A 22,760-nucleotide genomic window follows, 5' to 3' on the forward strand; every position below is an offset into this window, starting at 1 on the left:
AAGAGGCCCGACAGGGCCACGAAGGAGTTCCACTAGCCGTGTCTTCCGTCACCGTCAGCGTTCCCGCGAAGGTCAATCTGCAGCTCGCGGTCGGTGGCGTGCGGCCCGACGGCTTCCACGAGCTGGTCAGCGTCTTCCACGCCGTGTCGCTGTACGACGAGGTCACCGTCACCCCGGCGGAGCGCCTCGTGGTGACCTGTGAGGGCGAGGGCGTCGGCGACGTCCCGCTGGACCACAACAACCTGGCCGCGCGCGCGGCGATCCTGCTCGCCGACCGGCTCGGCCGCGAGCCGAACGTGGGCATCCACATCCGCAAGGGCATCCCGGTCGCGGGCGGCATGGCCGGCGGCAGCGCGGACGCCGCGGCCACGCTGCTCGCGTGCGACACGCTGTGGCGCGGCGACACCCCGCGCCCGATGTTGCGCCGGCTCGGCGCGGAGCTGGGCAGCGACGTGCCGTTCTCCGACCTGGGCGGGACCGCGATCGGCACCGGGCGGGGCGAGCGGCTGGCGTCGGTGCCGACCACGGCGCGCTTCCACTGGGTCTTCGCGCTCGCCGACGGCGGGCTGTCCACACCCGCCGTCTACGGCGAGTGCGACCGGCTGCGCGAGCTGGCCGGCGAGCCGGTCGGGCCGCCGGAGCCGCGGGCCGAGCTGATCGCCGCGCTGCGGGCGGGCGACGCGCGCGCGCTGGGCGCGAACCTGGTCAACGATCTGCAACCGGCCGCGCTGTCCCTGCGGCCCGCGCTGGCCGCGACGCTCGCGGCGGGTATGGCTGCGGGCGCCGTCGGCTCGCTGGTCTCCGGCTCCGGACCCACCTGCGCGTTCCTGGCGCCGGACCGGGAGACGGCCGGGCTGGTGGCCGAGCGGCTGACCGGATCGGGCACCTGCCGGGCCGCGCGCGTCGCGTTCGGTGCGGTGCCCGGGGCCCGGGTACTGCCGCGCCGGGTCGTTCCGGTGGAGCGCGAGAACACGGTGTAGTGGAGACCGTTAGGCTTGGTCGAATGCGAGCGTTGCGGTATGGCGGTTCGGTCTGATGGCGAACCTGGTCAATCTTGAGTCAGTCGGCAAGGCGTACGTCATGCGCACCCTGCTCGACGAAGTGTCCCTCGGCGTGGCCGAGGGCGACCGGATCGGGGTCGTGGGTCGCAACGGTGACGGCAAGACCACGCTGATCCGGGTGATGGCCCAGCGGGAACCGGTCGATTCGGGCCGGGTCACCCACGTGGGCGGGCTCAGCCTGGGCATCCTCAGCCAGCAGGACGACCTCGACCCGACGGCCACCGTACGGCGGGAGATCGTCGGCGATCGGCCCGAGCACGAGTGGGCGGGCGACGCGCGCATCCGCGACGTGCTGACCGGGCTGTTCGGCGGGTTGTCCATGCCGGGCTTCGAGAGCGGTATCGACTCGGTGATCGGCCCGCTGTCCGGTGGCGAGCGGCGCCGGATCGCGCTGGCCAAGCTGCTGATCGAAGAGCACGACCTGATCATCCTCGACGAGCCGACCAACCACCTCGACGTCGAGGGCATCGCCTGGCTGGCCGGACACCTCAAGACCCGGCGCTCCGCGCTCGTCGTGGTCACCCACGACCGCTGGTTCCTGGACGAGGTCTGCACCCGCACATGGGACGTGCAGGGCGGCAAGGTGCACGACTACGAGGGCGGCTACTCGGCGTACGTCCTGGCCCGCGCCGAGCGCGCGCGGATCGCGAGCACCGAGGAGACCAAGCGGCAGAACCTGGTCCGCAAGGAGCTGGCCTGGCTGCGCCGCGGCGCCCCCGCGCGCACCTCCAAGCCAAAGTTCCGGATCGAGGCGGCGAACGAGCTGATCGCCGACGAGCCGCCGCCGCGCGACACCCTGGCGCTGCGCGGCTTCGCCAACGCGCGCCTGGGCAAGACCGTGTTCGAACTGCTCGACGTACGGATCGAGGCGGGCCCCAAGACCCTCCTGGAGCACCTGACCTGGAACCTGGGCCCGGGCGACCGGATCGGCCTGGTCGGGGTCAACGGCGCGGGCAAGACCTCGCTGCTGCGCGCGCTCAAGGACGCGGCCTACGAGGACCGCCAACCCGCCGCGGGCAAGATCGTGGTCGGGCGCACCGTCAAGCTCGCCTACCTCTCCCAGGAGGTCGTCGAACTGCCGGGCACGCTGCGCGTGTTGGAGGCGGTCTCCCAGGTGCGTGAGCGGGTCGAGATCGGCAAGGGCAAGGAGCTGACCGCCGGTCAGCTGTGCGAGCAGTTCGGCTTCACCGGCGAGAAGCAGTGGACGCCGGTTTCCGACCTGTCCGGCGGCGAGCGACGCCGGTTGCAGCTGCTGCGGCTGCTGATGGACGAGCCCAACGTGCTGTTCATGGACGAACCGACCAACGACCTCGACATCGAGACGCTGACCCAGCTGGAGGACCTGCTCGACGGCTGGCCGGGCTCGCTGGTGATCGTCAGCCACGACCGCTACTTCGTCGAGCGCACCACCGACACGGTGCTCGCGCTGCTCGGCGACCGCACGTTGCGGATGTTGCCTGGCGGCATCGAGGAATACCTCCAGCGCCGGCACGCCGTCGTCGAGGCGGGCGCCACGGCCGCCGCGCCGGTCCGCCGCAGCGGCGGGGACACCCGGGCGGCGAAGAAGGAACTCCAGCGGGTCGAGCGGCAGTTGACCAAGCTGGCCGACCGGGAGAAGAAGGTGCACGACGGCCTGGCCGAGCATGCCACCGACTTCGACAAGGTCTCCGCGCTCGACGCCGAACTGCGCGCGATTCGGGACGAGCGGGACGAGTTGGAGATGCGCTGGCTGGAACTGGCCGAAGAGGCCGAATAGTTCGTAGCGGGAGACCCGGCGATGGGATATGTCGGGTATTCCGCGCGTTCGTGGTTCACCGAATCGATACCCGGTCACCGTCCGAAGCGAGGGTTACCCCGTACCCATCGGTCATATCGGCTGGGTAGTCTGGGGACTACTGATACGGGTGCGCCGCGATGCGCCGCCTCGGATGTGGGGCACGCGCGGTGCGTTGGTAACTAGCTGCGTGGTGACGGGGTGAGGTATCGGCTCCACGCACGGGGGAGTGTGGCAGATGGTGCTCATTGCGGATATCGGTGACGGCGGGCCTGTGGGGGTCTCGTCGTCGGACATGCAGGCGCTGTCCGTCGGTTTGGAATCGATGGTGCAGTTCCAGAAGGACGTCCAGCGCGCGCTGGACGACCTGGACGCATCCACCGCGGCACCGCACAAGCTGGTGGACAACCGCGTCGAGCTGGACGCCTCGGGCAACTTCGGCGAGGCGATCCGGCTGTGGTCGGCCTACGTCGACGTGCGCTCGGAGTTGATCGACCTGTCGACGCAGCTCAAGCGCCAGATCGAGGCGATGCAGATGACCGTCCAGTATGTGCGGGGCACGTACGAGGGCAACGAGGCGGAGTTCACCGCCAAGTACAAGGCTCTGCAACAGGACTACGCGAACAACGCGCCGGCTCCCGCGCCGCCGGCGAAGACCCCCTGAGCGGGGTCCGATTCGACGTGACGGCAACTACGGGGACGGGGTGACGTGATGGTTGCGGATGCGGGCGGTGGCGGTGGGTGGGGAGACGGTCCCACCAAGTTCGACGAGTTTTCGCACGAGGCGCTGAAGAAGATGATCGACGGCGCGCGACCGGCCGAACTGACGGCGTCGGGAAAGGCGTTGCTCGATGCCAAGGAGACGCTGGAGACGCTGACGACGGCGTTGGAGACGCGGATCAGCCGACTGGAGTGGAAGGGCAAGTCGGCCGACAGCTTCCGCGACTGGGCCGGCAAGGTCATGGTCGCGACGCGCAAGTTCGCCGAGCACTCGGGCACGGTCGGCACCGCGATGGACCACGCGGGCAGCGAGTTGAGCTTCGCGCTGCTGACCATGCCGGAGGTGCCGGCGAACGCCAAGGTCATCGTGGACAGCAACGGGGACAAGAAGTTGCTGTGCCAACCCGGCGACAGCCCCGACAAGAAGGTCCTGGTCGAGTCGGCCAAGACCGAGTTGGAGAAGGCGCGCCAGGAGGCCATCCGGCGGATGGAGAGCCTGGGCAGCACCTACACGGTGACCACCGAGACGCTGGCCAAGGCACCGGCGGTGGAATTCCCGCCGCTGCCCGCGCTGCCGCAGGTGACGCACCACGGGGGCGGCGGTACGACCGGCGACCCCCGGCGGACCGGCGACAACTCGACGGTGCGGACCACGACGGGCCGTGACGGCGGGACGCTGATCCCCGGGCACGGGCCCAACGGGGACGGCGGCGTGGTGTACTCCGGCTCCGACGGTTCGGGTTCGGGCGGCTCGGGGTCCGGGGGTGTCGGGGGTCCCGGTGGCTACGTGCCGCCGGTCGGTACCGACCTCCAGGGCACCGGTCCGTTCCAGAACGGGCCCACGCCGGTGTTGGACGGTCCCCCCGGCCCCACGGGTCCCGGTCTGCCCGGTCCCGGTGGCAGCGGTCCCTTCCAGCAGAATCCGCCCGGTGGTCTGCCCGGCGGCTTCCCGCCGCCGGCCGGCGGCAAGGTCGGCATTCCGCCCGGCGGCAAGACCGGAGTCACCAAGGCCCAGTTGACCTCGAACCCGCTGCCCGGCAACGGGCGCAACCCCAACGTCCAGTCGTCGACCGAGCCGGTCACCGGCGGTCGGCCCTTCGGGCGCGGCCCGGGCGGCGGCGGTGGCGGCGAGCACCCGTCCGGCGGTCGCTTCGGCGGCAAGCCCGGGGGCGCGGGTGGGCGCCGGTTCACCGGGCAGAGCGGTGGCGTGGTCGGCGGCACTCCGCGTACCGCGAGCGGGGCGGGCCGGTTCTCCTCCGGCGGCTCCGGTCTGGCCGGGCGGGCCGGCGCGGGTGCGGGCGGGCAGGCCGGCGCCGGTCGCGGCGGGATGCGCGGCGGCGGCGGGATGGGCGCGGGCGGCGGGGAGCGCGACCAGCGCAACCGGCGGCAGCGCGCCGACTACCTGCGCGAGGAGGAGGAGACGTGGGTGGGCGACCGCACCACGGCTCCGCCTGTGGTGGATTGATCGGTCGGGCAGGACTCGGGGTCGGCCTCATCCGCGTGCGTCGCGGGTGGGGCCGATTTTCGTGCCCGGGGAACGGAACGGGTGGGGCCCGGACTTCGTGCCCGGGGAACGGGACGGGTGGGACCCGGACTTCGTGCCCGGGGAACAGAAGGGGACGTGGCGGAGGCGGGTGGCGTTCCCTCGCGCAAACGGCAAACACCAAACTCTCGGGCGTTTAGGCGAAACCGCGACGGCGGCCCGAGGCGGGCCGTACGCTGAATCCCGAGTGCCGGTGGTTGCCTGCGCGGCTGTTGGTCCACCCGATGCGCCTGGGCCGCAAGTGACGCCGTAATCGTGGGGCTGTCGGGGGTTGTGGGGGCAATAGGGGCAGTTGCGTACCCCCGCCGGGGTGGGCGTGGTGCGACGAGGCGGGACGCCTGGCTGCACCGGCGGATCGGTGCCGCGTGTGGTCGGTGCACGATCCGAGCCCGATCACGCTGCTCCTGACCGAGGGGGGCTTGATGGGTCGGAGTTCGGCAGCGACGGACATATCCGGAGCGGGTCTGCGGACCCTGGTCGTGGGGGCCGGGTCGGCGGGCAGCGCGTTGGCGAGGGATCTGTTGCGGACGCCCGATTTCGGGTTGCGTCCGATCGGATTTCTCGACGACGATCCCGACAAGGACGGGGTCCGGGTCGCCGACGCGGACAATCCACAACATTTGCTTCCGGTCCTGGGCGGTCTCGACGCCCTGACCGACGTGGCATTGGAGCACGGCATCGAGGTGGTCGTCCTGGCCATCCCGGGCCTTCCGCACGAGGAGTTCCGCAAGGTCGCCGCCGGCGCGGCCGCGATCGGCGCCGCCGTGCGGTATCTGCCGTCCTTCCTGGTCGCGTTGCGGCGCGACGTGGTCGGCAGCGACATGCGCATGCTCGACGTCAACCGGCTGATCGGTCGGCAGGAGCTGCACGTGGTCTCGGCGTCGGTGCGCGAGGTGATCGCGGGGCGCCGGGTGCTGATCACCGGCGCCGGCGGCTCGATCGGCAGCGAGCTGTGCCGGCAGGTGTACGGCTTCGGGCCGAGCCGGATGTACATGCTCGACCACGACGAGTCCAACCTCCACCGGTTGCAACTGGACGTGTGGGGCGAGGCGTTGCTCGACGACGAGTCGTTGGTCATCGCCGACATCCGGGATCGGCCGCGGATCGAGCAGCTCTTCCACGAACTCAAGCCGGAGGTGGTCTTCCACGCCGCCGCGCACAAGCACCTGCCGCTGCTGGAGCGGCATCCGTGCGAGGCGGTGAAGTCCAATGTGCTGGGTACGGAGAACCTGGTCCGGGCGGCCCTGGACATCGGGGTCGAGCGCTTCGTGCTGATCTCCACCGACAAGGCGGCGGATCCGGCCTCGGTGCTCGGCGCCACCAAGCGGCTGGCCGAGCTGATCGTGCAGGCGAACACGCAGGCGCCCGGGGTGTTCGCGGGCGTGCGGTTCGGCAACGTGCTGGGCAGCCGCGGCTCGCTGCTGTCCGTACTGGCCGAGCAGTTGCGCGCCGGCGGCCCGGTCACCGTCACGCACCCCGACGTCACCCGGTTCTTCATGACCATCGAGGAGGCCGTCGGGCTGGTTCTGGAGGCGGGCCGGATGGCCCAGGGCGGGGAGATCTTCGTCCTCGACATGGGCGAGCCGGTACGGATCGTGGACCTGGTGCACAAGTTCGCCGAACAGGTGAACCTGCCCGACGTGCCGATCAGGTTCACCGGCCTGCGGCCCGGCGAGAAGCTCAACGAGGCCCTGTTCGCCGTCGGCGAGGAACGACTGCCCACCGAGCATCGGCGGATCCAGGCGACGGTGCCGCCAGGACAGGCCCTGGACGCGGTGGTCCGGCTGCCGGAGCTGTACGAGGCGGCGGCGGTCAACGACACCAAGGCGGTGCGGGCGCTGCTGTCCGAACTGCTGCCGGGGTACGTGACACCGGCGCCGAGTGTGGTCGAGGTGGTGTCCGCACCGTATCCGGACGACTTCTAGACGGTTTCCGAACACCGTTGGGACGGTGATCTCGTGACCGGTGGGGTGGGAGGCGCAGTACGGTGGCGGTGAGGCCCCTGTGCTGCGAAAGGCGGATCCTCCGTGATCGACCCCGAACTGAAGACGGCTCTGGACGCGATGCTCGGCGACCCGGAGCACTGGGTGCACGTGGGCACGGTGACCCCGACGGGGGAGCCGCACGTGACCCCGGTGATGCTGGCGTACGACGACGAGTACCTCTACCTCAGCCTCACCGGTCGCACCAAGAAGGCGAACCTGGAAAACGATCCGCGGGTGTGCCTGTCGATGGCGCGCGATGGCGACATCGCGCACGTCATCGTGTGGGGCGAGGTCGCCATGCGCGAGGACGAATGGGCGCAGGAGCGCTGGGAATTCGCCATGCGGCACATCCTGGGCGAGGCGGGGCTGGCGCAACAGCAGCGCCCGCTGTCCCGGGAGGGCACGAGTCTGGGCGTGGTCACCCCCAAGCGCTGGCGGGTGTTCGGTCTGGGTCCGGGGCCGGGATCATGACGTCGCCTCGGCCGCGCCGGGCCGCCTCCTCGTCCACGGCGTGTTGGATCCCCGCCTGGGCGAACAACACCGAGGCCACGTAGCACGGCAGGGCGATCAGCCCGGCGACCGGCACCACGTCCTCGGCTCGCATCAGGCCCATGGCGATCCCGAACAGCGCGAGGCTCAACGGCAACCAGCGCCGCCACGCGGCGAGTTCGTACATCCGGACGACCGTGCCCGCGCGGACGAGAACGCCCCCGCCGGCCACGGAGACGAAGAGAATCGCGAACAACTCCACGCGGAACCAAGCCCTTTCCGGCTTGTGACTGAAAACGATTGATCCCAGCAAACCAGAAGTGGCCGGAAAGTGCCGCCTGTTACGGCGGGAGTGGGCCCTGGGGGTTGGTGGGCGGGTGCGGTGGATGGGCCCGCGCGAGTTCTGGGCGAGTCCGGCGGGAGTCCTGCGCGAGTTCTGCGCGAGTTCTGCGCGCCCCGCGCGCGTGCGGCACGGCCGGGGTTAGGCGGCGCGGCTCGTTGTTGTCCGGTTTGCCGGGTTCGGTGAGTGGATACAGTCGAACCGGGAGGCCCGTGGTGACAGACGGTACCGACGCGGTGGCGGCGGATGTGTGGATCCTCGATCGGCCCGACGGGACCGACCGCACCGGCACGCCCTGGGAGACGGCGGCGCTGAGTGCCGAACTGACCGAACGCGGGCTGCGGGTCGAGGCGGTCGACTGGGGCGGCCTGACGCCGAGTTGTGTCCCGGCGGGGGTACTCCGCGAGGACGGGCGCTTCGAGGTGCCCCGGCTTGCGGTGGTGTGCTCACGGGTGCTCACCCGCCACCCCTCGGGGCATCTGGCCGACGAACTCGCCTGGCTCGGGCTGTTGGCCGATGCCGGCACGCGCCTGGTCAACCCCGTGGGCAGCCTCGGTGCGTACGACAACAAGGCGCGCCAGATCGCGGCCCTGGCGTCGGCCGGATTGCCGGTGCCGGACACGCGGGTGGCGCGCACCCCCGAGGACGTGGACGCCTGTCTCGGCGCATGGCGGGAGGTCGTGGTCAAGCCGCCGTACGGGCATGCCTCGGTCGACGTCCTGCGTCTGCGGGCCGCGGGCTCCGACAGTCCGCATCCCGGGGGGCTCGGTACCCGTCCGGGAATCCTGGTGTGGCACCTGTTGGAACGCCATCGGGCGCTGTGTGTGCAGCGCTTCGTCACCAACCCCGGGCGCGACCTGCGGGTCGTGGTCATCGGGTCGCGGGTCGTGGCGTGCTACTTCCACGTGAACACCGCGCCCGACGGCAACACCCATCACCCGCTCTACCCGCGCGGCTGGGCCGCGGCCGAACTCCCGCCCCGGGTCGAGAAACTCGCGCTCCGCGCGAGCGCGACGCTCGGTCTGGACGTCGCGTCGGTGGATCTGCTGGAGGGGCCCGACGGTCCCGTGATCATCGAGGTGAATCCCAGCATCTCGCGGTGGCGATCGATCGAGGGAACCGAGCACGACCGCTCGCCGCACGGGATCACGCACGCCTACGCGGATTTGTTGTGCGGTCTGCTGTGCGCGTGAACGGCGGCGTGGGCCGGCCGCCGGTCCGGGCCGGTCGGCCACGAAGGTCAGGAGGACCGGCATCGTGCCCGCGACAACGCGTCATTCCCTGCGCCGTCCACCCGCGGGGCCCGGATCCCATGTCTGGCCGGGTCTCGACGAGTCGTTCGCGCGACACACGGCTCGGCTGGCACATACGCCGCAGGGCCGGGAGCTGACCCGTTCCCTGGTCCTGCGGGACGGGGTCGCCCAACGGCCGCGCCCACTGGGGCCGCCGCTGTGCCTGCGGTCGGGACTGCGTTCGGAACTGGACGCCTTCCTCGCCGCGTACCACCGGTTGATCGAGACGATCCTGAGCGCGTACGACCACGATCCGCGACTGCGCCGTGTGCTCACCGTGCCCGAGCCGCTGCGCGAGGAGGTCGCCGCCGCGCGCGACCACCGTGTACATCTGATGCGGCTGGATCTGCTGCCCCATCCCGATGGAGGGCTGCGGGTGCTGGAGACCAACGCGAACTGCCCCGCCGGCCTCACCGCGGCGGGCCGGGGCCGGGCCGCGTGGCGGGTGCTGCTGACCCGACACGGGGTCGCGCTGCCCGCGCCGCTGCCCGCCGACATGCCCACCTGGACCGGCAGTTGGCTGGCCGATCTGGCGCTGCGGCACACCGGGGCCCGACCGCGCTCGGTGGCCCTGCTGTGTCCGCGGGGGGCCAATCGCAACGAGATAAACGACTACGAGGCCGGTCTGACGGCGATCGGGATCCGCGTGGTGCACGCCGATCCGCGCGATCTGCGGATCGACCCCGGCGGTACCACCGTCGTCGTCGACGGGGAGCCGGTCGCGCACGCCTACGCCAAGATCTCGACGCGGGACCTGCTGCGGATGGGCGCCGACGCGCTGCCATACCTGCGGGCTGTGCGGAAGCGGAGCCTCTTCGTCCAGAACGGGCTGCGCGGTCGATTCCTCGGGGACAACAAACTCTGCCTGGCCGTGTTGTCGGACCCGCGGTTCGCCGGCCTGTTCGGCGCGGCCGACCATCGACGTGTGCGGCCGGCCATCCCCTGGTCACGCAACATCGCGCTGTGCGACGGCGCCGTTCTGCGCGCCGTGGGCCGTGACCGGGAGCGTTACGTCCTCAAGCACCCGCTCGACACGCGAGGTCGCGGGGTCGTCATCGGCCGGGAATCCTCGGATGCCGCCTGGGCGGGCGCCGTGGAGCACGCCGTCGAATCGGGCTGGCTGGTCCAGGAGTACGTGCCCGCCCCGCGCGCGCCCGCCACCCCGAACGGGTCGGGCCGACGCCACGACCTCGCCCTCGGCGCCGTCGACGGCCGCCTGGTCTCCGCCTTCGCCCGCACCGGCCACGACGCACGCCTGAACGTGGCGCGCTCGGGCCGGTTGCATCCGGTGTACCTGTGACGGTGGGGCGGGGGTGGGCTGGGTGCGGGCCGGGTGTGGGTCAGCCGCCTTGGCCGGCGCTGCCCATGGGGCCGACGGTGACGGCGGAGCCGGTGCCGTCGGTGACGGGGAGGGTGGCGGCGCCGGGCCAGGGGATGTCGGCGGCCTTGGTCTCTCCGGGCGGGGTGACGAGCAGGCCGGTGATGCGGACGCCGGAGCCGCCGGAGTCGTTGCTCGGGTAGTGGATGCCGAAGGAGATCGAGGTGTCGCGCTTGAGGGTGATGGGGAAGACGGGTTCGCTGGTGCGCTTGGCGGAGATCGGTCCGGCGGTGGTCTTGAGGTCGACGCCGGCGAAGCCGTACATGGAGCAGTCGCCGGCGAGGTTGTTGAGGGTGACGGCCACGGTGCGGTTGCCGTCGCCGTCGATGGTGACGTCGTCGGCGAGGAAGCTGAGGTCGTCGGTGCGGCACTTGGCGGGGCCGCCGGAGCCGGAGTTGCCGCCGCCGGTGGTAGTGGTGCCAGTGGCCTTGTTCGGCTTGACCGAGGTCGTGCCGGAAGAGTCCTTCGTCGTATTCCCGGCGGACGTGCCCCCGGTGGATCCGGTCCCGCCGGCCTGGCCGCCGCCGGTGGTGGACGCGGCGGGCGGGGCGGCCGGGTTCTGCGCGGCCGGTGCGCCCTGTGCGGCGGCGGGCGGGTTGCCCTGCGCGGCGTTGCCCGAGTCGGTGCCCTGGCACGCCGTCATCATCATCGCGCCGCCGACGACGGCGGCGGAGAGGAAGAAGGCCCTGCTGCGGTTCCCGAACATTGAACGTCCCCTTGGTATCCGGTGATCGAAGCCCGGGGCCGGCGAGGCCCCGCGGTGCTTGCTCGATCACTATGGCGAGCCCGGAGACCAGGAAGATACGGGCGTCGTCGTACCACGACGGCGCTGTCACAGACCGGTGACATGGTCACCAAAGGGAACAGCGAGGCCCGACATGCTCCCGATCGACACCACACCAACACCACGTTTGCCCTGGTGACGCCCCCTGCGGCAAGCCCCGACGTCCGGTGTTACAGAAGGTTGGTCGCCCGTCGCTGACACCCGCAATCCCGCGCCCGCGCTCGCGATCATGTGCAACAGCCGGGCCGAGTCGTCGGAATTCGCACTGCCCTCAAGCCAGTTGTGTCATCCGCATTCAGCGCGAGCGGACTCCATCGAGGAGCGCATGCCAAGCGGCCGGGGACAGGGTAACTATCGGTCCGTCGTCGAGCCTCGAGTCTCGGACTCCGACGGGGCCAAGGAGGGCAACGGCGACGCAGTTTTCGTTTCCGGAGTGGCTGCTGATTGTCCACCGAGCAGGTTTGTGGCCGTGGCCCATGCCTTCGTCTCCGCTTCCCGGGCCCTCTTGGCGATGAGTTCGATGGACTCGTCCACCGCGAGGGCTGCCGCTTGCAGGTGATCGTAGGCCAGGCAGTAGGCGGCGAGACAGGTCGGACGGGAAGTCCACGAGCGGCCGGTGAGGCCTTCGAGGTAGACGACGCGATCGCGCCCGAAGTCGAACCACGAGAACGGGCCGGAGTTGAGCCCCGGATGCGCGCCCACATCGTCAGGAAGCACCTGGAGCCGCACCTCGGTTCGCTGCGAGAGAACGACCAATAGGTGACCGAGTTGGTCGGCCAGGGTGTGCCAGCCGCCCACCGGATTGCGCAGCGCCGAGTCGTGTACGACGAACCACAGAGATCGTCCGGCGGGCGACAACTCTCCGACCCGCCCGAGGCGTTCGACGCGGCGCTGGGTGCGCCGCAACACCTCATCCCGAGACAGGGTGGGAGAACCGGCGCGGATGACGGCGAAGGCGTATTCGAAGGTCTGCAACAGACCGGGGAGCAGGGTTGGCAGATACTCCCGCACTGCCACAGCCGCCTGCTCCGCCTCCACCAGCCGCGCGTAGTGGGCATTTCCCGCCATCTCGTCGGACTCCGTGCGCCACCAACCCGGTTGCTCACGGCCCTTGAGTTCACGGAAGGCATGGCCGTCGTCCATCGTCGGGTCTACATCCACCAAATGCGCGGGGCGAATGAATCCGAGTCGATCCAGCGGCACGCCGAACATAGTCTCCAAGACCCGTACGTAATCGGGCGTCGGCCAAGGCGGGTTCGCTGATTCCCAGCGTCGAACCTGCCGCACGCTCACATCCAGCCGCAGCCCCAACCCCGCCGCACACTCCCGAAAGGCGGCCGAGAGATGCCGCTGCGCGATCCACCCATGCGCGTGGCGGGCGCGAACGAGGGCCGGATTGCCGGGTTTCGCCGTCATGACGTGCCACCCCCGAGGGCTGCATGGACCAATACCGGCCACGTTACCGCCGGTATGGCCACGTTTACGCCAAAATCATGATCTGCCTCACCCCGTCCCCACCACGTCCCCCCGAAGTCCCCACCACGACAGGTCGGCCACAGACGGCGGCGACCAAAAAGCCGGCGCCACGCCTCGGCCGCACGGGAAGCACCCACTCCCGGGTGAACACGCCCAGCCCGGTCCGGTCGAGCCCGCCGGGGTGCCTTCCCAGGTGGGCGGGGTGCTTCCGGCGTGCGTTGCGCTTTTGGTTGCTGGGTGGCCGGTGCGGGGCCGGTCAGCGTCGGTGGTGGGCCGCCGCCGGCGTGCGGGGCTCCGAGACACAGGGCTCCCGACGAGACGGCCGCATCGGTCGGCGAAAACCGGCCGGCAACGGGGGCAGGGTGAGGGCCCAGGTCGAGCCCGCCGGGTGCCTTCCCGGGTCGGTCGGGCGTTTCCGGCAGGCGTTGCGCTTTTGGTTGCTGGGTGGCCGGTGCGGGGCCGGCCTGAGTCGGTGATGGGCCGCCGCCGGCGTGCGGGGCTCCAAGAGTTGGGGTTCCCGACGAGACGGGTGCGTTGCTCGGCGAAAACCGGCCGGCAGCGAGGGAGCGGGAGGGTGCTCGGGTCGAGTCCTCCGGAGGGCCTTCCGAGTGAGTCGGGTGCTTCCGGCGGGCGTTGCGCCCCCGGTTGCATGGGCTGGTCCGGGGCCGGTCAGCGTCGGTGGTGGGCCGCCGCCGGCGTGTGGGGCTCCAAGACTTGGGATTCCCGACGAGACGGCCGCATCGGTCGGCGAAAAACCGGCCGGCAACGGGGGAGCGGGAGGGTGCTCGGGTCGGGTTCCCCGGGGGCCTTCCCGGGTGGGCCGGGGCGTTTCGGGGGCGTTTGGATGGGAGTCGGGGTTCGAAACCGGATCGCGATCGACGGTTGCGGGCTTCGAGCTTCGGTGACCTGCGGTTTTGCGGAGTCGAGGTGGAAAGTCGGGCGTCGAGTGCCGGTTTCGTGTGCTCCGGTCCCTGCATCGCCGCTGCCGAGACCGAAACTGCCCGCTCGGGGCTGGCTTCAGGCGCTGCGACCTCGCAGAGGCTGTCGAGCCGACCGAAAGTGCCCAGTGGGAGCCGAAACCGGATCCCGAGGCACTCGAAACGGCTTCCCTTCCCGCTGACCTGCGGTTTTCTCGCGCGCCGAGACCCCGGCACCTCACGCCGTCCGGTTTCGTGAACTCCCACCCCCACCGCACCTCAAAATGCCCTGCCCGACCCACCCGGGAAGGCTTACCGGCAGACTCGACCCGACCACCCCCTGTCCGCCGCTGCCGGCCGGTTTTCGCCGAGCAACGCGCCCGTCTCATCGAAGGCCGGCGTCTCGGAGCCCCGCACGCCGGCGGCGGCCCATCACTGACTCTGACCAGCCCCGCACTGGCCCACGCAGCCGAAGCGTGGACGGCAACAGGAGTCCCCGCCGACTGCCTCAGCCACAGACACCGCAGGCAATCTCCCTCCGCAACCGGTGATTTACGCCGCCGGATACTCTCGCCGGATGTCTGGCGATCTCGTGGGGACTGGCGTTTCAGCGGGTCGATGGTGGCGGATTCCGGTCGGCTTCGTGTGGTGCCGTCGAGTGGGCCACGGCGATTGCCGAGAAGTGAGAGCGCCGCGATCGGCTCGCGGAGGTGGTCGAACGAGCCGAGTTCGCCCCCGAGGCGGCGGCCGAACCCGTCGATCCGCAACTGGTCCGCAACTGGTCCGTGAGGCAATCGGCGACTGGGGGACGGCGCTGGTGTGCCTGGTCGCATGGGCGGTGGACGAGAACGTCCTTGCGGCAACCCTCGTGCGGGCGCGCCCCGTTGCGCTCGATCCAGTGGTTCCCTCGTCATCCGATACGGCCGCACTCGCGGCCGTCGATGTACGCATTGCTTGCTTGATGGAACCGGTGTCCGTCGATGCCGAGGCGTCGACCCCGATGTGGTCGCTGACCTGCACTACCCGTGCGGGACGCTCGTCGGATGGCCTGGCGCCTGCAGGAGGCCGGCGCGGGCCGGATGATCGTCGAGGTCGGCGACCCGACGGCCGAACCCGACCTCACGCCCTCCGCATATGGAACATGCGTCGATCCCGTCGGAGAATCCTGAGCGGTTCACCGCCATCGGCCACGGTTGCCCGCGAATACTCCAACCCTGCGGCGCGCAGCCGGTAGACGATCGTCCGCAGGTCCTCGGACAGGTCCGCCCATGATGTCCCGTGCTTCGGTCGGCACGTCATCGACACATATGACGTGTCGGAGTCGGCGTTGTACAGCTCACCGATGATCGAGATCACCACACGATCGTTCTCGACCCGCGCGGCATGCCCACCCGTGCTTTGCCGCGATCCGGCCACGATCGACGCGAAGTCGTCGAGTTCGCCGTCCCACGTCACGAACATCTCGACGGGCGCGAGATCGTCCCCCAAGGCCAAGCCCCCGAACTCCGGATCTCCGGCCTCGGGCATCGGCCGAGGTTGCGACCGGCTGCGATCGTCCCTCGACCGTTGCAGCCACGGATCCGAATCCAGGTAGATCTCGTCGGCCCAGTATTCCTTGGAGTACTCGAACAGGAACCGGCGATCGTCTTCCTCCGTGAAATCCCAGCGGTAGGGCCGCCAGTGCCGATCCACCCGGAGAAACGCCTCCTCCTCCGAAACCCCGAACATCCGCACCATCATGTCCACGATTTCGAACAGGAACCCGTACGCACCCTCGGTCCCGCGCACGGCGAACACCCGACGCACAGACTTCACACCACCGTCTTCGAACACATCGAAACCCTAGCGACCCCCGGGACCGCCGGAGAGGAAGTTCCCGCCTGGAGAAGCACGCGCCCGGAACGCGCTCCGCGCGTGTGACAAGCCACCGAACTCCGGTGTCACAAAGGCGACTCCTGCCCTCACAGGCCGCATCCGGGCTCGTCGCGCCAGGGAACCGGCGTGCGAGACGGCTCTCTCACCCCGTTTGTCGGCGGCCCCGATCCCGGTCGCCGGGGCGGGAACGGAGGTGAGCCACGGGTGCCGTGGGTGTACGGGATGGGGCGGCAGTCGGAGGCCTCGCCGCGCCGACCGTGCGGGCTGTCGCAGGGTGGGTGAAGCCCCCACACCTTCCTCTCCCTTGTCGACCGGTGATCGACGCCGGATAGCGTCGCGGCATGACGGGCCATTTTGTGAGCGCTGGTGTGGCGGACGGATCGGTGGCGGTCGACCCCGGTCGGTTTCGGGCTGTGCGGTCGCGGGGGCGCAATATGCGTACAGCCGGTGAGATCGTCCTGGTGGCCGCGACCGCTGCGCGACTCGACGGACCCGATGTGCTCGAGACGCTCGCGGGTCGGTTCGAGCTTCCCGTGGAGGAGGTCGTCGAGCGCCTTGCCCAGGCCGAGCCGTACACGGTGGTGCTCGTCGCCGTCGGGCCGGACGACACCGTGCCGGGGATCGACGTGTCGCACCTGGATCCGAGGTGGATACGCGAGCCCGGAGCCTGTGCGTGGCTGGAAACGATCGGCTTCGTCCCAGAGCGCGACGCCGTGCGGGTACACGTCGTTCCGGCGCCGTATCGGGTACCGGCCGGACGCGAGTCGTACATCGAGTACTGCTGGGCGGTGGAGGACGCGATGGCGCTGCGCGTCGCGGCCTCGCGGATCGATGCGGGCCTGGCGCCGGGCGGACGGGTTCCGGTCGGGCAAGAGCCCACGGTGACCGGCGACGACGCGATGTGTTGGGCGCTCACGGAAGTGGTTCGAGAGCTGGTCGACGGCCACCACTGGTATCCCGGCGACGCGTTCCGGTGGGTCGAGTCGACACTGCTCACGGCCGTGGCCGGGATGTCTCCGGCACACGCGGCCCATTTCCTCGGTCGAGCGAGCGCCTACGAGTGGGCGACGGCGATCGCCGAGGGGTGGGAGGACGACGATCGGCTCGCCGAGGTGATCCAGCGGGCCGAATTCGCTCCCGAGGCGGTGGCCCCACCGGTCGATCCGAACCTGGTCCGCGAGGCGATCGGCGAGTGGGGCACGGCGCTGGTGTGCCGGGTCTCGTGGGCGGTGGAGGCGGACGTGATCACGGCAATTCTCCTACAGGCGCGGCCCCTTGCGCCGAATCCGGGCAGGGTGTCGTTGTCCGACACGATCGAACTGGCGGCCGTTGACGTAAGAATTGCCCGTCTTCCGAAGCCGCCCTCGGACCACCCCGACGCGACCCCGCTGTGGTGGCTGACCTGCACGCCCCATGCGGAAGCGTCGTGGGGGGACGTCGTGCGGGACGTGCGGCGCATGGCCTGGCGCCTACAGGAGGCCGGCGCGGCCGGGATGAGCGTCGAGATCGGCGACCCGACGGCCGAACCCGACCTCACACCCTCCACATATGGAACATCCGTCGACCCGGTCGCGGGATCCTGATCGGCCCTCCACCATCGGCCACGATCGCCCGCGAATACTCCGATCCTGCGGCGTGCAGCCGGTAGACGATCGTCCGCGTTCTCGGAATTCCTTGGAGTACTCGAACAGGAACCGGCGATCGTCTTCCTCCGTGAAATCCCAACGGTCCTCCGAACGGCGAACTCCCGCTGCACAGCTCCCAAACCACTGTCGTCGACCACCCCGAAACCTTAGCGACACGCAGTCGCTTATGGCGCGGCGCCTCCTGCCGGAAGCGAGCAGCCGGAGCGGTGATCGACTTGCTCGCAATCAACCGACGAACTCCGGTGTCACGAAGTCGACTCCATCTACCGAATTGTCCCGAACTCATGAATCCCAGAACAACGGCACCGGCTCGACCCAGGTGCCCACAGGCTCATGCTCGACAAAATAGGATACGAACCGGGTCGAACCTACATCAGCGAGATACGGCGCGTGCACCGGAGCATTCTCCCAGCGCGCGAGGAAATGGCATCGAACGCGACCTCCGCTCCACCTCTTGTTGACAGGTCCGGCGATGTAACGCGTAACCACGCCGCCTGGTGAAGGACTTCTACGCTTCTTCGTGCGCGCGCGTTCTATGCGGCACCAGCTTCACTGCAGCTTCCGATCATCGATCGACGAAGCGGAATCCTTCGGAATCGCTGCCTTCGTGATACCCCATGGCCTGGATTCTGCGTTCATCAGGAGAGCGTCGACCGAATTCGATCAAAGGATCTTCGGTCTCGCCGACTTCCAGTTCACGCTGCGCCCGGAAGGCGATATTCTTGTCGGCCACGAGTTCCCACGCTCGGTACAGGATACTCAAAGTCGGGAGAACGTCCCGCTGATCATCGGTTGATTTCATTGCAATCAGAGCGGCGACGAGCCCATCGCGAAGAGCTTGGGAATCGCGGTTGCGTACGGCAAGTGACGCCATCCGCGCTGCATACGTGTCGAGCGCGTCCCAGCGCGCCTTCTGTTTTGCGAGTTCGATCGCGTAGTGCAAATCGGTGCCGCTCTTGATCAGATGGATAAAAGATCCGATCATCCGGTCTTTCTTGCTGTCCAGGGGGCTGTCCCCGTAGTTCCGGCTCTCGCGTGAATCCAAGGCGGATAGTTGGGCATTCGTTGGGTCCATCGAAGTGCTTCCTAACGCCGTGGGGGTCTGAGGTAGTTTCCGTCCCAAGTGTAGCCGGCTTCGGTCAGCATGCGCACCTCTCTGGCGGTTACTGTTTCTCGTCCTCGCTGCGACCGCCATAAGTTATCGTGAGTGAGTGGTGAAGCCAAGTAGACATCCTGCCGTTCGGCAATGATGTTCTGGATCCATTGATCATTCAGTTCAATAGACCATTTCGGAACGTCAAGTACGTCATGGCCCTCCCAATTGCCGGCGGCTGCGGTATCTTCCCGGCGTCCGATTACCGCGACTTTGCAAGCCTCGAGTCCTAGTGGATCGGACTCGACAAGCGGGTTTGCAACATAGCCCCTCTCTCGTGGGGAGGGGAAGAGGCCGAGCGGGTCGGGTGATAGGTAGCCGGCGAGGCGATGATCGTAGGTGCGAAAGTAGTTGTAGCTTGATTCGGATTCTGCATCAAAATATTGCCCAGGAAATCTGAGCGGACATCGAATATCGGAGCCTGCTTGAGAAAAGGATTCTCCCCATATGCTCGATCCCATTCTCAGGACGATATCCCCGCCCGGAGAGACGAGTTCGGTGGGTGTGCCTATGGCATCCGTTCTTATGGCATAGGTCGTTCCGGGCCGGTCGCCTGCTCCGACCGATTGCGAAATGGGTACGTTGGTAGCGTTTTTGTATTCCCAGGTGAGGACAGAATGGCCGTCGTCTTGTGCGACGACTCTACTCATGTCCCAGTCGAATATAACGGTGTTCTTTATGTGAGAATCTGCGGCGACCTCGAATTTTTCGGTGCGCCGAGACAACCCGTCGTAGACGTAGACCCATCGGCGGCGGTCGGGAGTCAGTACCTCTACCAGTCGATCGTCAGGATCCCATCCGTACGCCCACTGCCTGACCTTCCCTGACAATGTTTTGCGGTATTGGCGGACCAAACGACCTTGGGCGTCGTATTCGTATCTGGTGCGACCTGCTCTTCGGACCAGGGTGCCGGATACTTCGCGTTCTCCCTGGGATTCGTCGCTTTCGGCTGGCCACTCGGCTTCGAGTTGGTTCCCCGAGGTGTCGTATGCGTATTTCTCCAACCAGCTGCGTCCGCGAACCCCAGTCACCCGACCGACGTTGTCCAAGTCGTAGCTTTTCGGTCCTGCCCAACTATCGTTGATTGCGGTGATGTAGCCATCGGCGCGATATGAATAGCTGCGAAGTTCGCTTTCCCTTAGCCGTGTGGTGGGATCCATGATTGTTGCAAGGCGGCCAACGTCTCGACCGGTCTCGATTGACTGCTCAGTCAGTCGATCGCCGCGGTCCCATTGCTGGTGGAATCGCACATTCTCAAAGCTTCGGGATTTCTCCCGGCCGCCGAGATCATGCTCAAACTCGAAGGTCAGGTTTCCGGTGCACAGCATTTCAGGACGGTCGGCGGAATCGTAGCTCCAGTTGCTTACGTGACCAGAAGGAGTCTGACGGAGTACTCGTCGCCCCAAAGCATCATATGAATTGGTCATCGTCCGACCGTTGGAAATTTCTTTGATGACTCGACCCAAAGCGTCGCGTACCAACCGCAAGTCCACGTCCGGATTGGTGGTCCGCGCCAGTCGGCCGACAGCGTCGTATTGATATGTGGTTTCGCGGCCGGACTGCACATGGCATTGCGTAATGACTCGACCCAGGGCATCGCGACGGTAAGTGACAACCTCGCCCGCGCCGTTCGTGCGGTATACTAATCGACCCGCCGCGTCGTGGTGGTAGGTCGATTGTCGACCGTTGAAGTCCGTCTCGATTGTGGGTCGGCCGGCCGGATCGTATGTGTAGTTCCAGGTAAGGCCTTTTGGGTTGGTGACCCGGGTCAGGCGTAACTCGGCGTCGTAGGTGAACTCCAGGCGTGCGCCGTCCGGGCCGGTTTGGGCGGAGGGGAGGTCGAAGTGGGTTGATTCGTAGGTGGTGGTGAAGCCGGCTGGGTTTATGTGGTGGCGGAGATTGCCTTCGGCGTCCCAGGTCCAGGATTCGGTGGTGCCGTCGGGGCGTTCGCGGTGGGCGGGTTTTCCTTCGACCGTCCAGGTTGTCTTGGTGGTGTGGCCCAAGGGGTCGGTCGAGGTGGTGGTGCGGCCGAAGGCGTTGTGGGTGATGTGGGTGGTGGCGCCCAGTGGGTCGGTGATTGTGGTGGGGAGGCCGGCCGGGTTGGCGGAGATGGTTGTGGTGTGGCCGAGGGCGTTGGTGACGGCGGTCAGGTGGCCGGCCTCGTTGTAGGCGTAGGACATGACCGCGCCGAGTTCGTCGGTGGTGGTGAGGAGGTTGCCGCGGTTGTCGTAGGTGTGTTGGCGGACCGTGCCGTCCGGATTGGTGATTCGGGTGGGGCGGCAGAGCGCCGGGTCGACGTCGGCGACGGTGAAGGTGCCGTCGGGGAGGATGACGCCGATCGGGTTGCCCTGCGCGTCGTATGCGTACCTCGTGGTGTGGCCGAGTTCGTCGGTTACTGCGACTTGGCGGTTGTAGGAGTCCCATTCGGTGTGGCGGGTGGCGCCCAGGGGGTCGGTTTCGCGGATTACCTGGGACCAGTCGTTGTATTCGTATTCGCGGACGGCGCCGAGGGCGTTGGTCATCCGGGTGACCCTGGCGGCGGTGTCATAGGCGAACGTGTTGTCCAAGACGCCGGCCACGCCGGAGCCCCTGACGCAGCGGCCAGCCTCGTCGTATTCGTACTGGTACCAGGTGTTGTTGCGGTCGGTCCAGGACGTCATGCGGTGGTGGGTGTCGTAGGTGAAGCGCAGCGGGTGGCCCGAGGAGTTGACGACTTCGGTGAGGTTGCCGAGCGCGTCGTGGGCGAACGTGACGAGGTCGACGCAGGCAGACGGGTCGTTCGTGCTCGTGTGGGTGACCGGGTCCGCGCCGAGCAGGCGGTATCCCGTGATCAGGCCTGCCGCCGAGTCGACCGCCACCCGGTAGCCGCCCGAGTGGGTGACTTCGCACGGCACACCGTCGGCGTCGTAGACGTACTCGACACGATTCGCGTTGCGATCCGCCAGCGCCCGCACCGGTATTCGCCGGGACGCCCGCCCCGGGAGCGCCGCGAACGACCACGTCCAGCCCCGGCGCGGGTCGGTCACCGTGAACGTGCCGGCGCCGTCCCACGCCAGGGGCCACCGGTATCCGCCCATCGGCAGCACCGGCTCGCCCGGCCTCGGCACCGGATAGCGCAGCGTCATCCCGTCGGCGGCCGTGAACGTGACCCGGTCCGCGCCCAGCCGCAGGCACTGGTCGAACGTCGACGCCCACCGCTCACCGAAGAGCCGGCCCCCGCCGAACGCCGTCCGGTGATGCCGCTCCAGCACCAACGGCAGCGCACCCGGCAGCGTCACGTCGGTCTGCGGCAGCACCATCTCGCCGGTGACCACGTCGATCGGCTCGCCCTCGCGCGTGCACGCCTCCGCGGCCCGGCAGCGGGGGTTGTCCCGCTTGGCGATGTTCTTCTCGACCTGCTCGGCGGGCGTCAGCGCCTTGTTGCCGCCGCGCGTGGCCAGCGTCAGGGCCAGGTCGGGCGCCAGGTTGCCCATCCACCGGGCCGGGTTCTTTTTGAAGTCCTCCCACGAGGTGACGACCGTGTCCTGGGCGAATCCCACCGGGTCCCGGGCGATGCCGAGCATGCCGCCCGCGATGCCCTTCAGGTCGGTGGCGTACGCGATCGGGTCGACGAAGATCCGACCCGGGTCGATCGTCCACGCGAAGCTCGCGAGTTCGAAGACCCCGCCGGCGGCGCCCTTGGCGAAATCGACCCCCGCCTGGCGCAGTGTCTTCCATATGTCCGGGTCGAGGTCGAGGACGCCACGGGACTTGCGCAGTTCCAACAGCGCGTGCGCGTCGGCCTTCTCCACCCGCTCGCGCACCCGCTTCAACTGCTCCTGCGCCTCGCGCAACAGGTCCGCGCCCGGATGGCCCTCGGGCTTGTGCGGCAGCGAGGGCAGGCACTCCTTGCCGACGCCGTTGGCCTGCTGCACGTCCTGATTGCGCTTGGCGAGGTCGTACGACTCCTGCTCGCGCGCCTGCGCCTCGATCAGCCAGAACGCCTGTTTCGCCTTCGGGATGATCTCGTTCGCGCACTCGCCCTGGGCGAACCGCAGCACCTCGGCGAACTCGCGCAACTTCGCGGCGACGCTCGGGTATTCCTTGCCGTGCAGGCCCAACAGGTCGGTGACGATCCCGAGGTCCTTGCGAAAGCCCTCCGCCGCGTTGCCCTGCCAGAGTTCTTTGCCCTCGATCCGGCCGAGCCGGCCCTTGGCCTCCAGCGCCTGCACCGAGAACCGGGTCAGTACGTCGGCGAGCGTGTGTAACACCTCCCAGTCGCCGGGTATCAGGCCGCGAGGCTGCGAGTCGGGGGTGAGTGGTTCGCCGGATACCAACACCGGGCGGC

15 protein-coding genes and 1 pseudogene are annotated in these 22,760 nt (G+C 68.7%); 9 read left to right on the forward strand and 7 right to left on the reverse strand.

Features of this window, described 5'->3' with window-relative positions:
• Positions 1 to 38 precede the first annotated feature (38 nt).
• The 6 genes from ACMXN5_RS18915 to ACMXN5_RS18940 all read left to right on the forward strand — a co-directional run bounded on the left by ACMXN5_RS18915 (position 39) and on the right by ACMXN5_RS18940 (position 7,554).
• The gene (locus ACMXN5_RS18915) at positions 39 to 980 is read left to right on the forward strand and encodes a 4-(cytidine 5'-diphospho)-2-C-methyl-D-erythritol kinase (RefSeq protein ID WP_395800878.1); all 942 of its coding nucleotides are present in this window, start codon (positions 39 to 41) and stop codon (positions 978 to 980) included.
• A 52-nt stretch (positions 981 to 1,032) separates the two neighbouring features.
• Positions 1,033 to 2,817 carry an ABC-F family ATP-binding cassette domain-containing protein gene (locus ACMXN5_RS18920; protein WP_380014301.1) on the forward strand — a complete coding sequence of 595 codons (1,785 nt, stop codon included), beginning with the start codon at positions 1,033 to 1,035 and terminating at the stop codon, positions 2,815 to 2,817.
• Between the two features lie 256 nt (positions 2,818 to 3,073).
• On the forward strand, positions 3,074 to 3,499 hold the full coding sequence (locus ACMXN5_RS18925) for a hypothetical protein (protein ID WP_439676251.1): 426 nt from the start codon (positions 3,074 to 3,076) through the stop codon (positions 3,497 to 3,499).
• 48 nt (positions 3,500 to 3,547) lie between these two features.
• Positions 3,548 to 5,020, forward strand: a complete 1,473-nt coding sequence (locus tag ACMXN5_RS18930) for a WXG100 family type VII secretion target (protein ID WP_439676252.1) — start codon at positions 3,548 to 3,550, stop codon at positions 5,018 to 5,020.
• A 452-nt stretch (positions 5,021 to 5,472) separates the two neighbouring features.
• On the forward strand, positions 5,473 to 7,023 hold the full coding sequence (locus ACMXN5_RS18935) for a polysaccharide biosynthesis protein (RefSeq protein WP_439676253.1): 1,551 nt from the start codon (positions 5,473 to 5,475) through the stop codon (positions 7,021 to 7,023).
• Positions 7,024 to 7,125: 102 nt separating this feature from the next.
• Positions 7,126 to 7,554 carry a pyridoxamine 5'-phosphate oxidase family protein gene (locus tag ACMXN5_RS18940; protein WP_439676254.1) on the forward strand — a complete coding sequence of 143 codons (429 nt, stop codon included), beginning with the start codon at positions 7,126 to 7,128 and terminating at the stop codon, positions 7,552 to 7,554.
• On the opposite strand, the gene ACMXN5_RS18945 is transcribed toward ACMXN5_RS18940, so the two are convergent.
• Positions 7,502 to 7,834 (reverse strand): hypothetical protein, encoded by a 333-nt coding sequence (locus ACMXN5_RS18945; protein WP_439676255.1) that lies wholly within the window; start codon positions 7,832 to 7,834, stop codon positions 7,502 to 7,504. The two genes, ACMXN5_RS18940 and ACMXN5_RS18945, sit on opposite strands and share 53 nt — an antisense overlap.
• Before the next feature lie 293 nt (positions 7,835 to 8,127).
• Here ACMXN5_RS18945 and ACMXN5_RS18950 point away from each other — a divergent pair, with 293 nt between their 5' ends.
• Both ACMXN5_RS18950 and ACMXN5_RS18955 read left to right on the forward strand, forming a co-directional pair.
• Positions 8,128 to 9,105: an ATP-grasp domain-containing protein gene (locus ACMXN5_RS18950; RefSeq protein ID WP_439676256.1), complete on the forward strand. Its 978-nt coding sequence runs from the start codon at positions 8,128 to 8,130 to the stop codon at positions 9,103 to 9,105.
• 64 nt (positions 9,106 to 9,169) lie between these two features.
• Positions 9,170 to 10,504: a hypothetical protein gene (locus ACMXN5_RS18955; protein WP_439676257.1), complete on the forward strand. Its 1,335-nt coding sequence runs from the start codon at positions 9,170 to 9,172 to the stop codon at positions 10,502 to 10,504.
• 40 nt (positions 10,505 to 10,544) lie between these two features.
• Here ACMXN5_RS18955 and ACMXN5_RS18960 read toward each other — a convergent pair whose 3' ends face one another.
• The 4 genes and pseudogenes from ACMXN5_RS18960 to ACMXN5_RS18975 form a co-directional block, all read right to left on the reverse strand.
• The gene (locus ACMXN5_RS18960; RefSeq protein ID WP_439676258.1) at positions 10,545 to 11,288 is read right to left on the reverse strand and encodes a DUF4232 domain-containing protein; all 744 of its coding nucleotides are present in this window, start codon (positions 11,286 to 11,288) and stop codon (positions 10,545 to 10,547) included.
• A 373-nt stretch (positions 11,289 to 11,661) separates the two neighbouring features.
• On the reverse strand, positions 11,662 to 11,844 hold the full coding sequence (locus tag ACMXN5_RS18965; RefSeq protein WP_439676259.1) for a DUF397 domain-containing protein: 183 nt from the start codon (positions 11,842 to 11,844) through the stop codon (positions 11,662 to 11,664).
• A 41-nt stretch (positions 11,845 to 11,885) separates the two neighbouring features.
• Positions 11,886 to 12,782 (reverse strand): annotated as a pseudogene (locus ACMXN5_RS18970) (Scr1 family TA system antitoxin-like transcriptional regulator); the annotation flags it as partial.
• 2,096 nt (positions 12,783 to 14,878) lie between these two features.
• Positions 14,879 to 15,574, reverse strand: coding sequence for a hypothetical protein (locus ACMXN5_RS18975; protein WP_439676260.1), 696 nt, complete (start codon positions 15,572 to 15,574; stop codon positions 14,879 to 14,881).
• Between the two features lie 494 nt (positions 15,575 to 16,068).
• On the opposite strand from ACMXN5_RS18975, the gene ACMXN5_RS18980 reads away from it, so the two are divergent.
• On the forward strand, positions 16,069 to 17,217 hold the full coding sequence (locus ACMXN5_RS18980) for a hypothetical protein (protein WP_439676261.1): 1,149 nt from the start codon (positions 16,069 to 16,071) through the stop codon (positions 17,215 to 17,217).
• A gap of 628 nt (positions 17,218 to 17,845) precedes the next feature.
• Here the strand turns inward: ACMXN5_RS18980 and ACMXN5_RS18985 are convergent.
• Both ACMXN5_RS18985 and ACMXN5_RS18990 read right to left on the reverse strand, forming a co-directional pair.
• Positions 17,846 to 18,355, reverse strand: a complete 510-nt coding sequence (locus tag ACMXN5_RS18985; RefSeq protein WP_439676262.1) for a hypothetical protein — start codon at positions 18,353 to 18,355, stop codon at positions 17,846 to 17,848.
• Positions 18,356 to 18,366: 11 nt separating this feature from the next.
• Entirely contained in the window at positions 18,367 to 22,752 is a 4,386-nt protein-coding gene (locus ACMXN5_RS18990; protein ID WP_439676263.1) for a DUF6531 domain-containing protein, read from the reverse strand.
• Positions 22,753 to 22,760: the final 8 nt, after the last annotated feature.

It is taken from the genome of Embleya australiensis, assembly GCF_051903075.1.
Lineage (GTDB): Bacteria > Actinomycetota > Actinomycetes > Streptomycetales > Streptomycetaceae > Embleya.